Raw genomic sequence first — 17219 nt, forward strand, 5'->3', positions numbered from 1 at the left:
CGAAAGGCTATAACACCCGGCCGGTCGACACGCCGCAAACTCCGACATCCATCCCGAAGTTACGGTTCTGACACCTCACGTGTCGGTGTTGAACGTTAAGCGGGGCCCCCGCCTATGCAGAATGCGTTAAGCGGGGCCCCCGCCTTACACCTCCGCCACCTTGGCCAGCAGCAGCGCCTCGGCCAGGCAGACCCGGGCGAACTCGCCCAGGTGCAGGCTCTCGTTCGGCCCGTGCGCGCGGGCGTGCGGGTCCTCCACGCCTGTCACCAGGATCGTCGCACCGGGGAACATCTCCTGGAACGTGGCGATGAACGGGATCGACCCGCCCACCCCGATGTCGACCGGGTCGGTGCCGTCCCAGGCGGCCCGGAACGCCGCCCGCGCCGCGTCGAACATCGGCCCGCTGGCGTCGATCACGCAGGGCGCGCCGTCGTGCTCGAACGTCACAGTCACCTGCGCGCCCCACGGCGCGTTCCGCTCCAGGTGCGCGGTGAGCGCGGCGTACGCCTTCTTCGGGTCGTCACCAGGCGCCAGCCGTACGCTCAGCTTCGCCTTCGCGGCCGGGACCAGCGCGTTCGGCGCCTCCCCGGTGGCCGGCGCGTCGACGCCGAGGATCGCCAGCGCCGGCTTGGTCCAGAGCCGGTCGGTGATCCGGCCGGTGCCGAACAGCCGTGCGCCGTCGACCAGGCCGGCCTCCGCGCGGAACCGGTCCTCCGGGTAGTCGACGCTCGCGCCCACGCGCCCGGCCAGCCCGTCCACCGCGACGTCACCGGCGTCGTCGTGCAGCGTGCCGAGCAGCCGCACCAGCGCGGTGAGCGCGTCCGGCACCGCGCCGCCGAACATGCCGCTGTGCACCGCGTGGTCGAGCGTGCGCACCTCGACGAAGCAGTTCACGATGCCGCGCAGCGAGGTGGTGAGCGCCGGGACCCCGACGTCCCAGTTGGTGGAGTCGGCGATCACGATGACGTCCGAGGCCAGGTCGTCGCGGTGCTCGGCGAGCAGCCGCTCCAGCGAGTCCGAGCCGTACTCCTCCTCGCCCTCGACGAACAGCACCACGCCGACCGGCAGCCGGTCGCCGTACGCCCGCAGCGCGGCCACGTGCGCCATGATGCCGGCCTTGTCGTCGGCGGCGCCCCGGCCATAGAGGCGGCCGTCGCGCTCCACCGGCTCGAACGGGTCGGACTCCCACAGCGCCAGGTCGCCGACCGGCTGCACGTCGTGGTGGGCGTAGAGCAGCACGGTGGGCGCGCCGGCCGGAGCCGCCTTCGTCCCGATCACCGCCGGCTGGCCGCCGGAACGGACGATCCGGGTGTCCAGGCCGCAGCCGCGCAGCAGTTCCGCCACCGCCTCGGCGGAGCGCTCCACGTGCGAGTGGTCGAAGCCCTCGAAGGCGATGCCCGGGATGCGGACGAGTCGCTCCAGGTCGGCCCGGACACCTGGCAGTTCGCGCGCGACGGCGGCCCGGACCTCGGACTCGGAGATGATCGGAGTGGTCATGACCGGAATCGTATGCCGGCCTTACCCGGCCACACCGTCCGAGCCCGGCCGCCGTCCGGCCCGCACGTAGTAGCGGTCCCGATCGTGCGGCACGTCGGGAGCGCCGTCGACGACCAGGTCCACCGCCGCCCGCGTGCCGTCGGCGGCGAAGTGCGCCCGCTCCCCGGCGTGCCAGCGACGCAGCTCGGGCAGGACCCGCGCGCCGTCGCGGGCCAGCGCCCGGGACAGCCGCAGCCCGGCCGGCGCGGTGACGAGCACGGCAAGCGTCAACTCCGGGCGTACGGCGGCGCGCGCCGCGCTCACCCCCTCGACGATCAGCACCGGCGCGGCCGGCACCGGCACCACCCGGTCGGCGAAGCGGTGGCGGACCCAGCTGTACCGGCGGTAGCCGCCCGGCCGGCCGGCCCGCACCGGCCCGAGCACCCACTCCTCCAGGCGGTCCCAGAACGTGAGCTGGTCGTCCCAGCCGTCGAGCAGGTCGTCGGTGCGGACCAGCGGCGGCCGGCCGCCGCCCGGCACCGCCGCGAGCGCGTCCGCGAGGCGCGTCGCGAACACGCTCTTGCCCGCGCCGCTCGGCCCGTCGACAGCCACCAGTCGGGTACGCCCCAACCGCGCCGGCCCGGCCAGCACCCGACGGGCCAACCCGGCGTACGCCTCGACCACCGCCACGTTCACCCGACCGACGTTAACGTTCCCCCGTCCGCTGGATCCTGCGACCCGGGCGGGCCGTTTCGCCAGGCGGCGGGGCGGTGCCGCGGGCATGATCTGGGGGTGCTCCATGACGTGATGTGTCCGGGCGTCGACGCCCTCCTGGAACAGGCCCGCGCCGGTCTCCGCCGGCTCACTCCACACGAGACGGTCGAGGCGGTACGCGGCGGCGCGCTGCTCGTCGACACGCGCACCGAGACGCAACGTCGCGAGGAGGGTGAGCTGCCCGGCGCGATCGTCATCGACCGTACGGTGCTGGAGTGGCGGCTCGACCCGGCGAGCGCGTGGCGCATCCCGGAGGCGACCGGGTACGACCGCGAGATCGTGGTGGTGTGCCGGCAGGGCTACAGCTCCAGCCTGGCCGCCGCCAGCCTCCAGACGCTCGGCCTGCGTCACGCCACCGACATGATCGGCGGCGTGCAGGGCTGGCGGGAGGCCGGGCTGCCGATGTCCGACCGCCCGGGCGACGTACGGCCCTGACCTCTCAACCGGGTGCGCCGGGTGGCACGAACGGCAGGCCGGGTGGCGCGCCGGACTCGATCAGCCGCCACAGCGCGTCGGTGTCGAGATGCTCCTCCACCAGGTCGCCGAGCAGGTCGAGCGTGCGCTCCCGGGCCGCCGCGAACGAGGTGTCCGGCGCGACCTTGAAACCGGTCCGCCCGGCCGCACCGGCGACCTCGGTGAGGAACCGGCGACGGAACGCGTCGGACTCGAACGCGCCGTGCCAGTGGGTCCCGTACACCGCACCGAGCCGGGCGCCCTCGCCGGCGCCGTCGGCGTACCGCAGCAGCGGCGGCAGGCCCGGGTCGGCGGCGGAGACCCGACCGTGGTGGATCTCGTACCCGTGCACCGGCACGTCCGCGTCGCCGGCCGCCGTGCCCTCGGCCCGGCGTACCGTCTTGCGCCTGTCGAACGTGACCTCGACGGGCAGCAGCCCGAGGCCGGGGACGCTGCCCCGGCGGCTCTCCACCGGGTCGTGGACGGCCCGGCCGAGCATCTGGAACCCGCCGCAGATGCCGAGCAGCGGGCGACCGGCGGCGGCGTGCGACCGCACCGCGTCGGCCAGCCCGGTCTCCCGCAGCCAGGCCAGGTCGGCGACTGTCGACTTGGAACCGGGGAGCACCACCAGGTCGGCGGCGGCCAGCTCGGCGGGCTCCACGGTCAGCCGGACCCGCACACCGGGCTCGGTGGCCAACGCCTCGACGTCTGTGGCGTTGCTGATCCGGGGCAGCCGGACCACTGCCACGTCGAGCCAGTCCGTGCCGCGCGGCGCGGCCGGCCGGCCGAGCACCCGCCCGTACGCGAGTGAGTCCTCCGCGTCCAGCCACAGGTCGAGCGCCCAGGGCAGCACCCCGTACGTGGGGCGGCCGGTGACCTGACGCAGCATGTCCAGCCCGGGCCGCAGCAACCCGAGGTCGCCGCGGAACTTGTTGACCACAAACCCGGCGACGAGCGCCTGGTCGGCCGCGTCGAGCAGCGCCACGGTGCCGAACATCGAGGCGAACACGCCGCCCCGGTCGATGTCACCGACCACGATCGCGGGCAGCCCCGCCTGCCGGGCCAGCCCCATGTTCACATAGTCGCCGGCCCGCAGGTTGATCTCCGCCGGGCTGCCCGCGCCCTCGCAGATCACCACCTCGTACTCGGCCCGCAGCTCGGCAAGCGCCGCGTACGCGGTGGCGGCCAGCCGGGGCCGCAGCGCCTGGTAGTTGCCGGCGGTGACCGTGTCGACCGCCTCGCCGAGCAGCACGACCTGGCTGGCGAGGTCACTGCCCGGCTTGAGCAGCACCGGGTTGAACCGCAGGTCCGGGGCGAGCCCGGCGGCGGCGGCCTGCATCGCCTGCGCCCGGCCCAGCTCGCCGCCCCGGCCGTCCGGGCCGACCACCACCGCCGAGTTGTTCGACATGTTCTGCGCCTTGAACGGGGCGACCCGGACGCCCCGACGGCGCAGCCAGCGGCAGATGCCGGCGGTGAGCACGCTCTTGCCGGCGTCCGAGGTGGTGCCGGCGACAAGCAGCCCGCCGCTCACCGCCCGCTCCCCCGGCGCTCCGGCGGCCCTCCGGCGCGGCCCGACCCGGCGTCGTGGGACGCGGCCTCGCCGACGCGGGCGAGCGGGCGAAGCGCGGCGCGGGCGGTGGCGCCGGCCAGCCGGCCCACGGTCACCGGGTAGAGCGCGGCCAGGCCGAGCGCGACCAGGCCCACCGCGCCGGAGATCCGCGCCGCCCGCTTCAGGTGCCGCGCCTCCGGCCGGGGCCCGTCACCGAGGTACGGCCGCGTCTCGGACCGGCCGAAGTAGATGTTGCGCCCGCCCAGCCGCACGCCGAGCGCGCCCGCCATCGCCGCCTCGCACTGCCCGGCGTTCGGGCTCGGGTGGTCGGCCCGGTCCCGCCGCCACACGTGCCAGGCCGCGGCGCGGTCCCCGTGCGCCACCGGCGCGACGGCCACGGTGAGCAGCCCGGTCAACCGGGACGGCACCAGGTTCAGCAGGTCGTCCAGCCGGGCAGCCGGGGTGCCGAAACGCGCGTACCGGGGTGAGCGGTGCCCGACCATGGCGTCAAGCGTGTTCGCCGCCCGGTAGCCGAGCAGGCCCGGAAGGCCGGCGACCGCTCCCCAGACCAGCGGCGCGACCACCGCGTCGGAGGTGTTCTCGGCGACCGACTCGACGGTGGCCCGGGCCAACTCGGGCTCGTCGAGCGCGGACGGGTCCCGCCCGCAGAGGTGACCGAGGCGTGCCCGGGCGGCGGGCAGGTCGGCCCGGCGCAGCGCCCGCCCCATCACCCGGGACTCGTGCCGCAGCGTGCGCCCGCCCAGCACGGTCCAGGTGCCGGCGGCCACAAGCGCGACCCGGGCCACCGGATGACGTCGGGTGGCACGCGCGGCGGCGACCCCGAGCAGCACCGGCGCGCCGACCGCGAGCGCGGTGAACGCGGCGCCCGCCGCCCGGTCGGGCCGGTAGATCCGCCGCTCCAGGGCACCGGCCGCACGGCCGAAGCCGGCCACCGGATGCCACCTGCGCGGGTCGCCGAGCAGCGCGTCGAGCGCGTAGCCCGCCACCAGCCCGGTCGCGTTAGCCATGGCGGTCGCCTGCCGCACCCGTCACCACCTCCGGCCGGCCAGCCTAGCCGTACCGGCGGTTCAGGGCGGTCCGTCCGTGCCTCGGCGGGAACGGTCGAGCCACGCCAGGAATCGGTCCCAGAGGACGGCGGGCTCCGGCATCTCGTTCGGGTTCAGCCGGTAGAGATCACCGACCGCGTCGTGCAGCAGCACGGCCAGGTAGACCGCCAGCCCGACCATGTCTCCCTCGTACTCGCGCAGCAGCGCGGCCCGCGCCGGCGCGCACGGCCACGGCTCCGCGTCCACCCGGCAGAGCCAGATCGGGCGTACCTGCCGGTGCGCGCGGTCGTCGACGCTCACCTGAGCCTCAGCGCGACCGCGCGGGCCTCCTCGTCGGTGAGCGACAGGAACCACAGGAAACGCCGCACGATCGCCACCGGGTCCGGCCCTCCGGGTTGCCCTCGCAGGTCGCGGATGGCCTGCCGGGTGAGCCGGGAGAACTCGGGGATCAGCGTCGCCCGCCGGGCGGCGTCGGTGGGCGCGGCCCGCAACGTCGGGCAGGGCCACGGCTCCCCGCACCGCTCGCAGGCCCAGTCCGGGCCGCAGCCCCGATGCGGAGCCAGGGGTACGAGTGAAGTGCGCGCGTGCCACCGGTTCTCGGGACTCGTGTTGGGTTTTGGTGTACGCGGTGTGAGCATGCCGCCACGTTTCCTGCTGGCGGGGTGACAGGTAGTCAACGACCCCGTTGACGAGTTGCCCACCCCTGGCCCCGGAATGTGCCGCCGTGCGAGTTGTGGCGCTTTCCGAGGTCGCTCACTATCTGGGCGTATCGCGCCAGCGCGCCGCAGTCCTGGTCGAGCGCCCGGACTTTCCTCCTCCCGTGGAGACGTTGAGCGTGGGCCGGATATGGGACGCGGCCGAGGTGCGGGCCTACGCCCAACGACGCGGCCGGCGCCTCGCCGACGAAGAGCCGACCTGACGACCACCCGACAAGATCCACTCCATTTCCCCGAGGTGGCGGGGTCGGCCCCGCGCTGATGCCACCACCTCGCGGAAGTGGAGTCGACCTTGCGTCGTCGCCAGCGGGTTGACCACGAACCTCGCCAGGCCGGCGACATACCGGGACAAGCCCACCGGTGTTCGTCGCCATGGCCGCCTGACTGGTCACACCCGGCGAACGTGCGACCACAACGCCCTAGCATCAAGCATCGGAACACGGCGTTTCGTGGAGGGGGTCCGATGCGGCAGGCGCAGCGGCTGAAGAGTGTCCGGTACGACATCCGCGGCCCGGTGCTGCGCCGGGCGCAGGAGCTGGAGGCGGCCGGGCACCGGATCCTCAAGCTCAACCTGGGCAACCCGGCGCCGTGGGGGCTGGCCACGCCGGAGCCGATCGTCGCCGACGTCGTGCAGAACATCGTGGCCGCCCAGGGGTACAGCGACGCGCGAGGCATCTACTCCGCCCGCGTGGCGGTGGCCCAGCACTACCAGACTCTCGGGGTGCCCGACGTGCAGCCGGACGACGTGCTGCTCGGCAACGGGGTCTCCGAGCTGATCGTGATGGTCCTCCAGGCGCTGCTTGACACCGGCGACGAGGTGCTGGTGCCGAGCCCGGACTACCCGCTCTGGACCGGCGCGGTGAACCTGTGCAGCGGTCGCGCGGTGCACTACCGCTGCGACGAGAGCGCGGGCTGGGCGCCGGACCTGGAGCACATGGCGTCCCGGATCACCGACCGCACCCGCGCGCTCGTGGTGATCAACCCGAACAACCCGACCGGCGCGGTCTACTCCCGGGAGGTGCTGCTCGGCATGATCGAGCTGGCCCGCAAGCACGATCTGCTGATCTTCGCCGACGAGATCTACGACAAGATCGTGTACGACGGCGCGACGCACCACACCCTCGCCGCCCTCGCGCCGGACGTGCCGGTGGTAAGCATGGGCGGCCTGTCCAAGGTCTACCGGGCCGCCGGCTTCCGTTCCGGCTGGCTCGCCACAAGCGGCTTCAGCGGCGGCGACTCGGACTATCTGGACGGGCTGCAACTGCTCGCCAACATGCGCGTCTGCCCGAACGTGCCGGCCCAGCACGCCATCCAGACCGCGCTCGGCGGCTACCAGAGCATCGAGGAGCTGACCCGCCCCGGAGGTCGCCTGATGGAGCAGCGCGACCACGCCTGGCAGTCTCTCGTCGACATCCCCGGCGTCGACTGCGTGAAACCGGCCGGCGCCCTCTACCTCTTCGCCCGTCTCGACCCCCAGGTCCACAAGATCCACGACGACGAGCGCCTGGTGATCGACCTCCTGGAGCAGCAGCACCTCCTGATCTCCCACGGCTCCGGCTTCAACCTCGACACCCCGGACCACCTCCGCCTGGTCTTCCTGGCCGCCACGGACGTCCTCGACGACGCCGTCTCCCGGATCCGCACCTTCCTCTCCACCTACCGCCAGTAGCGCCGCGGCGCGGCACCCGTCGTGCGTGCGGGGTGGCGACGTCGGCGGCGCCACCCCGCACCCCCGTCGCACGTCCGGGCGGTCAGGCGGGCACCGGGGTACGCCGCCGGCCGCGACGACCCGAGGCGGCCCGGCCGCCGACCGGCCCCTCGTCGCCCGGGTCCGCGCCGGTCAACCCCGCGCCGGCACGTCCCTCGGCGAGGGTCGGTTTCACCTCGGCCAGTTCGTCGTCCCCGGTGCCGCCCAGCTCGTCGCCCTCCTCGCCGCCCAGCTCGTCCCCCTCCTCGCCGCCCAGCTCGTCCCCCTCCTCGCCGCCCGTCCCGCCGAGTTGGACGCCCCCGCCGCCGGGCTGGACGCTCCTGCCGCCGAGTTGGTCGTCGAACGGGTCGAGTTCGACCGTCCGGCCGAGCGAGCCGGCGAGGCCGACCCGCGCCGGCTCGAACTCCGGCGGGAAGTCGTCGTCGAACGGACGGTTGTCGAGCGTGGCGGGCGCCTCCTCGTCGGGCACCGCCTCGGTGGCCTCGCCGTGCACCCGCTGCTCCGCCTCGGCGTCCTCGATCGTGCTGGTGGCCGCGCGCGGCTGGTTACGCAGGAAGCGGGACCGACCCCGGGACAGGTCGTGCCCGACCGCGACCGCCTCCAGCTCGTAGATCGTGCGGTGGTTGCCGGCCTCGTCGGTCCAGTCGCGCGTGTAGAGGCGGCCGGCGACGATCACCGGGTCGCCCAGGGCCACCGAGGCGGCCACTCCCTCGGCCAGGCGTCGCCAGCAGTTGACGCGTACCCGAAGGCTGTTGCCGTCCACCCAGCGCCCGCTGTCCCGGTCGAGCCGGCGCGCGGTCGAGGCGACCTTGAAGTTGGCCACCAGCGTGCCGCTCTGGTTGGTCCGGCGCCACTCCGGCGCGGTCAGCACGTTGCCGACGATCGTGAGGTATTAGGAAAGCCGAATACGCCTACCAGCGGAATCGCACGGTCACGCGCTTATTCTCCGGCTCTCTCCACTGCTCCGCCGGCCGGACCACGACCCGGTCCACTACCGCACGTAGCGCCTTTCCGCGCTCGGCCATCGTCATGTCAGGCCACAGCCCCAGCAGCGTCTCCACCATCGCCGCTTCCTGCTCCGGGTCGGGCACCTCGACCACCGGCGCCAGCCGCGCCAGCTCGGCGACAGCGGCCTGCTCGGTGCGGCGCAGCCCGGACAGGGCCTCCTGGTAGACGGCGTCGGGGAGCTGGTCGAGCGCGTTGCGGGTGGCCAGCTTCACCATGGCGGCCCGCGCCTCGGCCACCTCCCGCTCCAGCCGGCCCCGGTCCGCGTTGCCAGCGGTCGCCCTCGCCACCCGCGCCGCCCGCACCCCGGCGTCGGTACGCAGCTTGCGCGCGTAGTCCGCGACCTGGGCGAGCGCCTCGTCCTCCACCCGGGCCAGCAGGGGCCGGCCGACGCCCGGGCACCGGCCGCCCTGGACCTGGCCGCGACCCTGACCGCAGACGAGCCGGTCACCCTCCCGTTGGAGCTTGTGCCCGGCCGGGCACGCCACCAGTCCGACCAGCGACCAGGTGGCGGCGAGAGCGCGCGGCGGGGTGCTCGCCTCGCGGGCGAGCCGGCGCTGCACGCGGATCCACGTGTCCGGGTCGGTCAGGGCGGGGTGCTCGCCGGGGAGGACCTGGTCGCCAGTGACGACGAGGCCGAGGTACGCCGGGCTGCGCAGCAGCTTCTTCACGTTCGGGGTATGCATGGGGGTGGCACGCACCCCGGCCAGGTATGCGGTGACCTCGCTGATCGGCTCGTCGGCGGCGTACCGCCGGAACACCTCGGTGATCGCCGGGCCCAGAGTCTGGTCCGGGGTGAGGCGCTTGCCCTGCCGTACGTAGCCGAGCGGCCGGCCGTGGTGCTGCCCCCGCTCGGCCCGCCTGGCGATGGCGGCGGACCAGCCGCGGCCGATCTCCCGGGCCCGGTACTGGGCCACGTTCAGCATGTTGATCAGCATCATCTCGCCGGCCGGCGTAGACGTGTCGATGTGCTCGGTGGCGGAGATGATCCGCACGCCGGCGGCGGCCAACTCACGCAGGAAGAGCAGGCTCTCCAGGACGTCGCGGCCGAAGCGGCTGACGTCGTAGACGGCAAGGGCGTCGAGCTGGCCGGAGCGGGCGAGGGCGCGGACGCGGTCGATGCCCTCGCGGGAGAAGTGAGTGCCGGAGACGTCGATGTCGTCGATGACGGCGACCTCGGTCATGCCGTGGGTGGCGCGGCGCATCGCTGCGGTCTGGACGTCGGGCGAGTGGAAGTCCTCACCGCCGCGGCCCATGAGGGAGCTGACCCGGACGTAGAGGACGACGCGGGTGGGTCGGTCGGGGACGGCGGCGAGGGTGCGGCGGCGGGGCATCAGCTCGCGGCGCGGTCCGGCCCTTGCGTGGCGCGCTCCTGCTGCTCGGCGACCTGGGCCAGGTAGCGCAGCGTGGCACGGATGCTGGCCTTCTCGGCGTCGCTGGCGGCCGGGCTCGTGAGTCGACGCATGATGATCTTCAGATCCGGGTCGAGGGGCATGTCCCGCGTGGGTCGGACCTGCGTGACGGTGCTGCTGCGTAGACCTGCCGCAGCGAGCGCCTCGTCCGGGTCCAGGCCGAAGAGGCTCGCGAACGCCTCGACGACGGGCGCTTTCTCCGGCCGGCTTTCTCCGGACTCCCAGCGGCCGATGGTGCCGCGGTCTATACCGAGACGGCGGGCCAGCTCGACCTTGGTCATCCCGACGTGCTCTCGCGTGGCGCGCACGTATGGGGCCCAGGTGCCGCGTTCGGGTGCTGGAGTGGTGCCCACGTGCACACCGTAGAGCAATCCGCCGTGCATATCCGCAGGTCGCGGCGGGTCTGGGTGGGTGGTGTGGCGTTCGTGCCGCAGCCTCTGACGTCGCCGACGAAGTAGACGGACGTCACTTTCTCCACGTTGCATGCGTGCAACGTTAGGGGTCCGACCGGTCGCGCTCAAATCAGCCGAACGGCTGATGTGTTGCATGGTTGCAACATCACCCCGAGGCGGCGTACGGTCTGCTGCATGAGTGCAGCACCGACACGATGCGACAGTGCAACACCGTCGCCGATCCGGCTGCGGACCGACGTCTTCGACCGGCTCGCGACCCCCCTCGCGACCACCGAGCAGGACCGGGCGAACCTGTTCGGCCTCGACCGGGCCACCCTCTGGCGTATCCGCAAGGGCAAGGTCACGCCGACGCTCGACGTCGCCATGCGGATGGCCGCCGCGTGCGGCACCACCGTCGACGAGCTGTTCGAGGTCGCATCGTGACGCACCCACCGAGCGGCCCTCAGACGCCGCCGCCGCCGTCCGGCCCCCGGGTCCCGAAGGTCGCCCCGCTCGACCCGGACAGCGACGCCGGCCGCGCGGCCAGCGAGGCGCTGTCTCAGGCGCTCGCCGAAATCCAGGTCGCCATCTGGCGACGCCAGGCAGCCGCGAAGCAGTCCGCCGCCTGACGAGAACGAAGCCCCCGCCGCACCACCGGCAGGGGCTCCCACCCGGATCCACGCACACCGAGGAGTCCAGATGTCCCAGCAGCCTACCGAACAGCCGACCCAGACCATCAAGGCCCGCGACCTGACCACCAAGCACCACATCGTGCTCGACGCCCCGACGGCCATCACCCGGATCACCCGGAGCGGCGACACCGTCATCGCCCACCTGGCCGATGGCAGCGCCCTCGACTACCACGTCGACGAGGACGCGAACGTCGCCGACGGTGAGGCCACCGAGCCGGACTACTGGGTGACGGCCGCCGACGACCTGCGCATGGTCGCCGACATCCTCGCCACCCTCGCCGGCACGCCGGCACCCCGCTCCGGCCTCTCCGTGGACATCTGCGCCAGCACGTGGTCCGGCGACCCCGAGGCGATGATCCCGGTGGTCGACGCCATCGCCGCCGCGTTCGGCACCACGGCCGCCACGACGCCGGACGGGTCCTTTCCCAAGCACCAGGCCAAGGCAAGCATCGGGAAGGTCGGTGTGCGGGCGTGGGCGCACGTCCCCGAGCCGGTCGACCCGGAGAAAGCGGCGCTGGCGGCCCGGGTCGCCGAGCTGGAGGCCAAGCTCGCGCAGGGCGGCGGCGCGCGATGAGCCACCCGACGCACCCGACGATGCCGGGGCCGTCCATGCCGATGCCCGGCCCCGACGCGATGCGCCACGACCGCGCCGACCTCGACGACACCATCCCCGTCCCACCCGGCGTGGTCACCGTCCCGCTCGGCCACCGGCACCCCGCCACCACCACCGTCGCCGACCCGCTGTGCGGCCACCTGCCCGGCGAGCCCCACGACGACGACTGCGCCTATTGGCGCGGTGTCGCCCTCGGCGAGTACCCCGCCCCGGACGGCACGTTCATGACCCCGGTGGCCAGGCCGCCGTTCGACCTGCATCGGCTCCTCGCGGAGCACACCACGGCCGCCGAGCAGGAGCGCCGAGAGCGCGGGGCCGCCTGATGCGGACCGCCGCCGGCTGCCTCGTCGCCCTCGCCCTCTCCGGCCTCCTGACGGTGGCCGCCATCACCCTCATCGTCTGGAGGATCGCGTGAGCACCACCTACGTCGGCCTGCACCGACCCGCCGACCAGCACGAACCGCGCGGCACCTGGCACACGATCGCCAACCCCGTCGACGACGACTACTGGCCCGAGGACGTCCCGCCGCCCCTGTCCACCGGCACCACCGCCGTCATGGACCGGGCCGACATCGACGCCACCCGCGCCGCGATCACCACCACCCCGGCCGAGGCGCTCGCCGAGATGGAGGCGTGGGTCGCCGACGGCTGCCCCATCGACGACCAGACCGGGAGCGACCAGTGACCGCCCTGCGTACCCGCAAGCCGACCGGCCGTGTGCCGTGGCCGCTCATCCTCATCGAGGGCGGCGAGAAGGCCGGCAAGAGCTGGATGATCGCCGAGCTGTCCGCGTCGCCGAAGGTCGGCCAGACCTACTGGATCGACCTCGGCGAGGGCGCGGGCGACGAGTACGGCGCCATCCCCGGAGCCCGGTACGAGATCGTCGAGCACGACGGCACGTTCGCCGACATCCTCGGCCAGGTCGAAGCCGCGAAGGCCGAAGCTGCCCGCGTCGCCGCCGCCAAGCAGCCCCCCGTCGTGCTCGGCATCGACTCCGGGACCTTGGAGTGGGACCTCCTCAAGGGCATCGCCGACGCCAAGGCGCGAGCGCGACTCGCGAAGCGCGGGAAGCAGATCGCCCCGGACGCCGAGCCGCAGATCTCGATGGACCTGTGGAACGAGATCAACGCCAAGCACCGGCGGCTGATGACCCACCTGATGACCTTCCCCGGGATCGTCGTCGTCACCGCCAGGGGCAAGGAGGTGGCTGCGCTCGACAACGGTGGCCGTCCGGTCGAGGGCTCCAAGGAGTACAAGGTCGAGGGCCAGAAGAACCTGGCCTACGACGCCACGGTCTGGGTCCGCGTTTCCCGCGATCACCCGCCGATGGTCGTGGGCGCCCGGTCGGTGCACGCCGGCATCCGGCCTGGCGTCGACCGGCCCCGGCCGGTCCCGGGACTGACGCTGGAGAAGCTTGTCTTCGACATCCTGAAGTGCAACCCCGAGACCGCCCACGTCCGGGACCTCGTGCCGCTCTCCACCGAGGACGACTCGGTCGGCCGCGAGGCCGAGAGCCGCCCCATGTCGGGTCCGCCGGCCACCGACCGGCCCGTGTCCGGCCCGCCCCGGCAGTACGCCGTCGGCGACTACCCGGCCCCGGACGCCCTCGGCGCTGCGGCAACCGGCATCCTCGCCGACCTCGCCCAGGCGTACGACGAGACCGCACTCCGCCGGGTCTGGCGGGACGCCGGCCAGGCCACCTCCGAACAGCGCGTCAGCCTCGCCGAGTCGGACTACATCCGCGACCGCTGGGCCGCCCGCAAGGAGCAGCTCTTCCCCTCGAAGCCGGCCGTCGACGCCCAGCACAAGCGCATCCACGCGATGTGCAAGGAGGCCGGCATCGAGGACCGCGACAGCCGCCTCCGGTTCCTGTCCGACGTGACCGGCCGGGAGATCGACACCCAGAACCGGCTGAACGTCGACGAGGCCAGCGCGGTCATCGACCGGCTCAAGGTCGTCGTCGCGCAGAACAACCCGCCCGCCGAGCAGGAAGGCCAGGCCGCCTGATGAGCCACACCCCGACCCCGGAGCAGGCCGAGATCATCGACGCCGCCCGCGACGGCCACGACCTCACCATCGAAGCCGGCGCCGGCACCGGCAAGACCAGCACCCTGAAGATGCTCGCCCGCGAAGCCGGACGCCGCCGCGGCGCGTACCTCGCCTACAACCGCAGCATCGCCACCGACGCCGCGAAGGAGTTCCCGAGCAGCGTCACCTGCAAGACGGCGCACTCCTTCGCGTTCGGGGCGGTCGGCCGGCAGTTCGCCCACCGCCTCAACGGCCCCCGGGTGCCCGCCCGGCAGGCCGCGATCATCCTCGGCCTCAACGAGCCGGTGAAGGTCGGCGAGGTCATGCTCGCCCCTCAGCAGTTGGCCCGGCTGGTCGGCGAGACCATCCAGCGGTTCTGCTACTCCGACGACCGCACGGTGCAGCGGATGAACGTGCCGCTGGTCAACGGCCTCGACAAGCCGGGCCAGGCCGAGCTGGCGAAGTACCTGGTGCCGATCGCCCAGCGGGCGTGGGACACCGACCTGACCCAGCTCGACGGGCAGCTCCGCTACACCCACGACTGCTACCTGAAGCAGTGGATCCTGACCGACCCGGTGATCCACGCCGACTACGTGCTGTTGGACGAGGCGCAGGACTCCAACCCGGCGGTGGCCGGTCTGGTGTCGCGGCAGCCGGCGCAGCGGATCCTGGTCGGCGACCGCGCGCAGGCCATCTACGGCTGGCGCGGGGCGACGGACGCCATGGCGTCGTTCGACGGCCGCCGCTTCCAGCTCTCGCAGAGCTTCCGGTTCGGCCCGGCCGTCGCGGACGAGGCCAACAAGTGGCTGTCGCTGCTCGACAACACCGACCTGCGGCTCACCGGCTACGACCGGATCCCGTCCCGGGTGGGGCCCGACGACGACCCCGACGCCGTGCTGTGCCGCTCCAACGGCGGCGCGATCATCCGCGTGATGGACGCCCTCGGGCAGGGCCGCCGGCCGGCTCTGGTCGGCGGCGGGCAGGACATCCGCCGCATGGCCGAGGCCGCTGAGCGGCTGAAGGCTGGCCAGCCGACCGACCACCCCGAGCTGTTCGCCTTCCAGACCTGGGCGGAGGTCCAGGAGTACGTCGAGATGGACGCGGCCGGCGCGGACCTGCGGGTGTTCGTGCGGCTGATCGACCGGCACGGCACCCGGGAGGTGATCCGGGTGTGTGACGCCCTGGTCGACGAGCGGCACGCCGACGTCGTGGTCTCCACTGCGCACAAGGCCAAGGGCCGCGAGTGGGGCAGCGTCCGGATCGCCGACGACTTCCCGGAGCCGCGGGCGCAGGAAGACGGGGCGGTCCGGATCGCCCGGGACGAGGCGATGCTCGCGTACGTCGCGGTGACCCGGGCGCAGCTCCAGCTCGACCGGGAGGGCCTGGCCTGGGTGGACCGGTACGTCGGCGCCGGGCAGGGCCCGGACCCCGTGACCGGCAAGGTGCACCCGGAGCACGCGATCCTGCCGGACGCCCCGGACCCGCTCGCCGACCTGGTCGACATCGCCGACGAGCACACCGGCCCCACGCCGGCGCCCGGGATGTCGTGCACGGGGGACCGGCCGTGTTTCCTGTGCGACCCGGCGGTCCGGGCGACATGGCCGGCTCCGGTCGCTGCGGGGGCTCCCCGTGGCTGACGTCATCCAATTCCCCGGGGCCGGCGTGCTGCCGGCCCCGGGGCCCCGGGCGGTCCCCGCCGACCTCGACGGCATGGGCGAGCGCTACGTCGCCTACTGCGAGGCCCGCGACAGCGGCCGGGAGCGCGAGGCCGACCTGCTCGCTCGGGCGGTCGCCGACGACACCCCGGCGTGGCTCGGTGAGGTCGCCCGCGTCGAAGCCCTGCGCCGGGAGCTGGCCGACGAGCTGGACCGGATCCGGGGCGGTGCGTGATGGCGAAGCCGATGAACAACCTGGGCCGGCAGCGGGCCAAGACGCCGCCCGTCATCGGCCGGTGCAAGGTCTACGGCGACCCGATCCGCTCCGGTGACGACACGGTGTGGCTCGCCTCGCCGATGGGCCTGTCTCACCGGGCGTGCGTGGCGAAGGCAGCCGAGCTGGCGCAGGGCGGCGCGTGATGGTCGACCAGCGTCCCGGCCACATGGGCTACTGCAACGGCCACGCCAAGCGGCTCTACTCCAGCCGGAAGCAGGCCCGCAAGCAGATCCGCGAGCACCGCCACCACCGGGGGATGCGCGAGTATCCGTGCCGCCTGGTCCGGGGGCACTGGCACATCGGGCACCTGCCGTCGGACGTGCTGAAGGGGCGGATCACCGCGCCGGAAATCTACGGGGGTCGGTCGTGACCCGCCGGAGCCGCCGGCGGGAGCCGGCCCGCACGCACCCGTACACCGCCTCGGGGCTGATCCCGGCCGACCACAACGGGCTGATCCCGTGCGTGTGCGGTCGGGCCAAGGCCAACGCCGTGCATCGCCAGCCGGCGGTGTCGGCCGAGGTGGAGGCGGCCCACGCAGAGCAGTTGCGCCGGATCGGCGGCGACCAGTGACCGGCCACCACCTGCTCGCCGTATGGCCCGTCGACCGCGACCGCGCCGGCATGGAACACCTCGTCGAGATCGCCGCCGGAGAGCTGCGCGACGTCGCAGCCGACGCCGGAGCCCGGATCACCGGCCCGACCAGCTGGCGGCTCATCCCGGCCGAGGGGCTGGAGGGCTGGGAGCACCACGACGGCCAGCTCCTGATCGCCACCGCGCCAGCCGAGCCGGTGCCAGCCCCGGCAGCCCTCCTGGTGGAGCGGTTCGGCGCGCTCCACGCCGTCGAAGCCGAGCGCACCCCGCCGGCCGCCGACGTGGACCTCACCGCCTGGTGCTACGAGCGGGCCGAAGCGCACCGCGAATACGAGGACCACGAGCTACCGCAGTACGAGGACCGGGACGTCGCCCTCGTCGACTGGGTCGTCCGCGTCCTCGGCAGCCCCGCACTGACTGAGTCCCGGCGGGTGCTCGACGCGCTCGCCGGCAAGCACGGCCTGGCGCTGAGCCCGGCCCACCGTCTGAAGGAGACCCGAGCAGCATGACCACTGCCACCGGCTACCGCATCCCCAACCTCATGGGCTTCGTCGCCGTGCCCGTCCGCAAGACGCCCGGCATGATCGCCCACCGCGTCGAGCGGGTCTACGACGGCGAGCGCACCGCCGGCCAGCTCCGCTGGGAGAACAACAAGGGCGGCGTCCTCATCGTTCCGGCGTGCCTGCCGGCCGATCAGATGCCGGACGAGCCGCACCATGAGCTGAGCAGCGAGATGGCCAATCACATCGGTGCCGCCGCGTGCACCAAGCGGGCCTGCTTCCCGGACGCCGAGCCCCGCTGACCGGTCGGTC

At 73.7% G+C, this 17219-nt stretch carries 24 protein-coding genes; 15 read left to right on the plus strand and 9 right to left on the minus strand.

Features of this window, described 5'->3' with window-relative positions:
* Positions 1-144 precede the first annotated feature (144 nt).
* Together SM450_RS25160 and SM450_RS25165 are read right to left on the minus strand one after the other, a co-directional pair.
* The gene (locus SM450_RS25160; RefSeq protein ID WP_474622238.1) at positions 145-1497 is read right to left on the minus strand and encodes a M20/M25/M40 family metallo-hydrolase; all 1353 of its coding nucleotides are present in this window, start codon (positions 1495-1497) and stop codon (positions 145-147) included.
* A 21-nt stretch (positions 1498-1518) separates the two neighbouring features.
* A complete protein-coding gene (locus SM450_RS25165; RefSeq protein ID WP_474622239.1) occupies positions 1519-2172 on the minus strand; it encodes a uridine kinase family protein in 654 nt (217 codons plus the stop codon).
* A 111-nt stretch (positions 2173-2283) separates the two neighbouring features.
* Between SM450_RS25165 and SM450_RS25170 the strand changes: the two genes are divergently transcribed.
* Entirely contained in the window at positions 2284-2685 is a 402-nt protein-coding gene (locus tag SM450_RS25170; protein ID WP_474622317.1) for a rhodanese-like domain-containing protein, read from the plus strand.
* A 4-nt stretch (positions 2686-2689) separates the two neighbouring features.
* On the opposite strand, the gene SM450_RS25175 is transcribed toward SM450_RS25170, so the two are convergent.
* Genes SM450_RS25175 through SM450_RS25190 form a run of 4 tightly spaced genes read right to left on the minus strand, consistent with a single transcriptional unit; the run spans position 2690 to position 5810 of the window.
* Positions 2690-4234, minus strand: a complete 1545-nt coding sequence (locus tag SM450_RS25175; RefSeq protein ID WP_474622240.1) for a cobyric acid synthase — start codon at positions 4232-4234, stop codon at positions 2690-2692.
* On the minus strand, positions 4231-5298 hold the full coding sequence (locus SM450_RS25180) for a cobalamin biosynthesis protein (protein ID WP_474622241.1): 1068 nt from the start codon (positions 5296-5298) through the stop codon (positions 4231-4233). The genes SM450_RS25175 and SM450_RS25180 overlap by 4 nt, the downstream gene beginning before the upstream one ends.
* Positions 5299-5340: 42 nt before the next feature.
* Complete coding sequence (locus SM450_RS25185; protein ID WP_474622242.1) at positions 5341-5619, minus strand: hypothetical protein; 279 nt, start codon at positions 5617-5619, stop codon at positions 5341-5343.
* Positions 5616-5810 carry a hypothetical protein gene (locus SM450_RS25190; RefSeq protein ID WP_474622243.1) on the minus strand — a complete coding sequence of 65 codons (195 nt, stop codon included), beginning with the start codon at positions 5808-5810 and terminating at the stop codon, positions 5616-5618. The genes SM450_RS25185 and SM450_RS25190 overlap by 4 nt, the downstream gene beginning before the upstream one ends.
* Before the next feature lie 688 nt (positions 5811-6498).
* On the opposite strand from SM450_RS25190, the gene SM450_RS25195 reads away from it, so the two are divergent.
* The gene (locus tag SM450_RS25195; RefSeq protein ID WP_474622244.1) at positions 6499-7704 is read left to right on the plus strand and encodes a pyridoxal phosphate-dependent aminotransferase; all 1206 of its coding nucleotides are present in this window, start codon (positions 6499-6501) and stop codon (positions 7702-7704) included.
* An 82-nt stretch (positions 7705-7786) separates the two neighbouring features.
* Here SM450_RS25195 and ssb read toward each other — a convergent pair whose 3' ends face one another.
* Genes ssb through SM450_RS25210 form a run of 3 tightly spaced genes read right to left on the minus strand, consistent with a single transcriptional unit; the run spans position 7787 to position 10708 of the window.
* A complete protein-coding gene (gene ssb, locus SM450_RS25200; RefSeq protein WP_474622318.1) occupies positions 7787-8626 on the minus strand; it encodes a single-stranded DNA-binding protein in 840 nt (279 codons plus the stop codon).
* A gap of 28 nt (positions 8627-8654) precedes the next feature.
* On the minus strand, positions 8655-10082 hold the full coding sequence (locus SM450_RS25205; protein WP_474622245.1) for a recombinase family protein: 1428 nt from the start codon (positions 10080-10082) through the stop codon (positions 8655-8657).
* Positions 10082-10708, minus strand: coding sequence for a helix-turn-helix domain-containing protein (locus tag SM450_RS25210; protein ID WP_474622246.1), 627 nt, complete (start codon positions 10706-10708; stop codon positions 10082-10084). The genes SM450_RS25205 and SM450_RS25210 overlap by 1 nt, the downstream gene beginning before the upstream one ends.
* A 39-nt stretch (positions 10709-10747) precedes the next feature.
* On the opposite strand from SM450_RS25210, the gene SM450_RS25215 reads away from it, so the two are divergent.
* From SM450_RS25215 to SM450_RS25275, 13 genes are all read left to right on the plus strand, one after another.
* Positions 10748-10996 (plus strand): helix-turn-helix transcriptional regulator, encoded by a 249-nt coding sequence (locus tag SM450_RS25215; protein ID WP_474622247.1) that lies wholly within the window; start codon positions 10748-10750, stop codon positions 10994-10996.
* Positions 10993-11181 (plus strand): hypothetical protein, encoded by a 189-nt coding sequence (locus tag SM450_RS25220; protein WP_474622248.1) that lies wholly within the window; start codon positions 10993-10995, stop codon positions 11179-11181. Before SM450_RS25215 ends, SM450_RS25220 begins: the two co-directional genes overlap by 4 nt.
* A 70-nt stretch (positions 11182-11251) precedes the next feature.
* Complete coding sequence (locus tag SM450_RS25225) at positions 11252-11818, plus strand: hypothetical protein (RefSeq protein WP_474622249.1); 567 nt, start codon at positions 11252-11254, stop codon at positions 11816-11818.
* Positions 11819-11853: 35 nt separating this feature from the next.
* The gene (locus SM450_RS25230; protein ID WP_474622319.1) at positions 11854-12180 is read left to right on the plus strand and encodes a hypothetical protein; all 327 of its coding nucleotides are present in this window, start codon (positions 11854-11856) and stop codon (positions 12178-12180) included.
* 88 nt (positions 12181-12268) lie between these two features.
* On the plus strand, positions 12269-12541 hold the full coding sequence (locus tag SM450_RS25235) for a hypothetical protein (RefSeq protein WP_474622250.1): 273 nt from the start codon (positions 12269-12271) through the stop codon (positions 12539-12541).
* Positions 12538-13863: a hypothetical protein gene (locus SM450_RS25240; protein WP_474622251.1), complete on the plus strand. Its 1326-nt coding sequence runs from the start codon at positions 12538-12540 to the stop codon at positions 13861-13863. Before SM450_RS25235 ends, SM450_RS25240 begins: the two co-directional genes overlap by 4 nt.
* Positions 13863-15521 carry a UvrD-helicase domain-containing protein gene (locus tag SM450_RS25245; protein WP_474622252.1) on the plus strand — a complete coding sequence of 553 codons (1659 nt, stop codon included), beginning with the start codon at positions 13863-13865 and terminating at the stop codon, positions 15519-15521. The genes SM450_RS25240 and SM450_RS25245 overlap by 1 nt, the downstream gene beginning before the upstream one ends.
* Positions 15514-15774 (plus strand): hypothetical protein, encoded by a 261-nt coding sequence (locus SM450_RS25250; protein ID WP_474622253.1) that lies wholly within the window; start codon positions 15514-15516, stop codon positions 15772-15774. Before SM450_RS25245 ends, SM450_RS25250 begins: the two co-directional genes overlap by 8 nt.
* Complete coding sequence (locus SM450_RS25255) at positions 15774-15959, plus strand: hypothetical protein (RefSeq protein ID WP_474622254.1); 186 nt, start codon at positions 15774-15776, stop codon at positions 15957-15959. The genes SM450_RS25250 and SM450_RS25255 overlap by 1 nt, the downstream gene beginning before the upstream one ends.
* The gene (locus SM450_RS25260) at positions 15959-16186 is read left to right on the plus strand and encodes a hypothetical protein (RefSeq protein ID WP_474622255.1); all 228 of its coding nucleotides are present in this window, start codon (positions 15959-15961) and stop codon (positions 16184-16186) included. The genes SM450_RS25255 and SM450_RS25260 overlap by 1 nt, the downstream gene beginning before the upstream one ends.
* Positions 16183-16386, plus strand: coding sequence for a hypothetical protein (locus SM450_RS25265; protein WP_474622256.1), 204 nt, complete (start codon positions 16183-16185; stop codon positions 16384-16386). Before SM450_RS25260 ends, SM450_RS25265 begins: the two co-directional genes overlap by 4 nt.
* Positions 16383-16916: a hypothetical protein gene (locus SM450_RS25270; RefSeq protein WP_474622257.1), complete on the plus strand. Its 534-nt coding sequence runs from the start codon at positions 16383-16385 to the stop codon at positions 16914-16916. The genes SM450_RS25265 and SM450_RS25270 overlap by 4 nt, the downstream gene beginning before the upstream one ends.
* Positions 16913-17209 carry a hypothetical protein gene (locus SM450_RS25275; protein WP_474622258.1) on the plus strand — a complete coding sequence of 99 codons (297 nt, stop codon included), beginning with the start codon at positions 16913-16915 and terminating at the stop codon, positions 17207-17209. The genes SM450_RS25270 and SM450_RS25275 overlap by 4 nt, the downstream gene beginning before the upstream one ends.
* The last annotated feature ends 10 nt before the right edge of the window (positions 17210-17219 follow it).

It is taken from the genome of Micromonospora marincola (assembly GCF_056150385.1).

What these genes read in the sequence shown, in the direction of transcription:
- SM450_RS25160 (WP_474622238.1), bottom strand. Translation starts at nt 1,497, where the DNA reads ATGACCACTCCGATCATCTCCGAGTCCGAGGTCCGGGCCGCCGTCGCG.
- SM450_RS25170 (WP_474622317.1), top strand. Translation starts at nt 2,284, where the DNA reads ATGTGTCCGGGCGTCGACGCCCTCCTGGAACAGGCCCGCGCCGGTCTC.
- SM450_RS25195 (WP_474622244.1), top strand. Translation starts at nt 6,499, where the DNA reads ATGCGGCAGGCGCAGCGGCTGAAGAGTGTCCGGTACGACATCCGCGGC.
- SM450_RS25205 (WP_474622245.1), bottom strand. Translation starts at nt 10,082, where the DNA reads ATGCCCCGCCGCCGCACCCTCGCCGCCGTCCCCGACCGACCCACCCGC.
- SM450_RS25210 (WP_474622246.1), bottom strand. Translation starts at nt 10,708, where the DNA reads ATGCAACACATCAGCCGTTCGGCTGATTTGAGCGCGACCGGTCGGACC.
- SM450_RS25215 (WP_474622247.1), top strand. Translation starts at nt 10,748, where the DNA reads ATGAGTGCAGCACCGACACGATGCGACAGTGCAACACCGTCGCCGATC.
- SM450_RS25225 (WP_474622249.1), top strand. Translation starts at nt 11,252, where the DNA reads ATGTCCCAGCAGCCTACCGAACAGCCGACCCAGACCATCAAGGCCCGC.
- SM450_RS25230 (WP_474622319.1), top strand. Translation starts at nt 11,854, where the DNA reads ATGCCGATGCCCGGCCCCGACGCGATGCGCCACGACCGCGCCGACCTC.
- SM450_RS25245 (WP_474622252.1), top strand. Translation starts at nt 13,863, where the DNA reads ATGAGCCACACCCCGACCCCGGAGCAGGCCGAGATCATCGACGCCGCC.
- SM450_RS25255 (WP_474622254.1), top strand. Translation starts at nt 15,774, where the DNA reads ATGGCGAAGCCGATGAACAACCTGGGCCGGCAGCGGGCCAAGACGCCG.
- SM450_RS25260 (WP_474622255.1), top strand. Translation starts at nt 15,959, where the DNA reads ATGGTCGACCAGCGTCCCGGCCACATGGGCTACTGCAACGGCCACGCC.
- SM450_RS25275 (WP_474622258.1), top strand. Translation starts at nt 16,913, where the DNA reads ATGACCACTGCCACCGGCTACCGCATCCCCAACCTCATGGGCTTCGTC.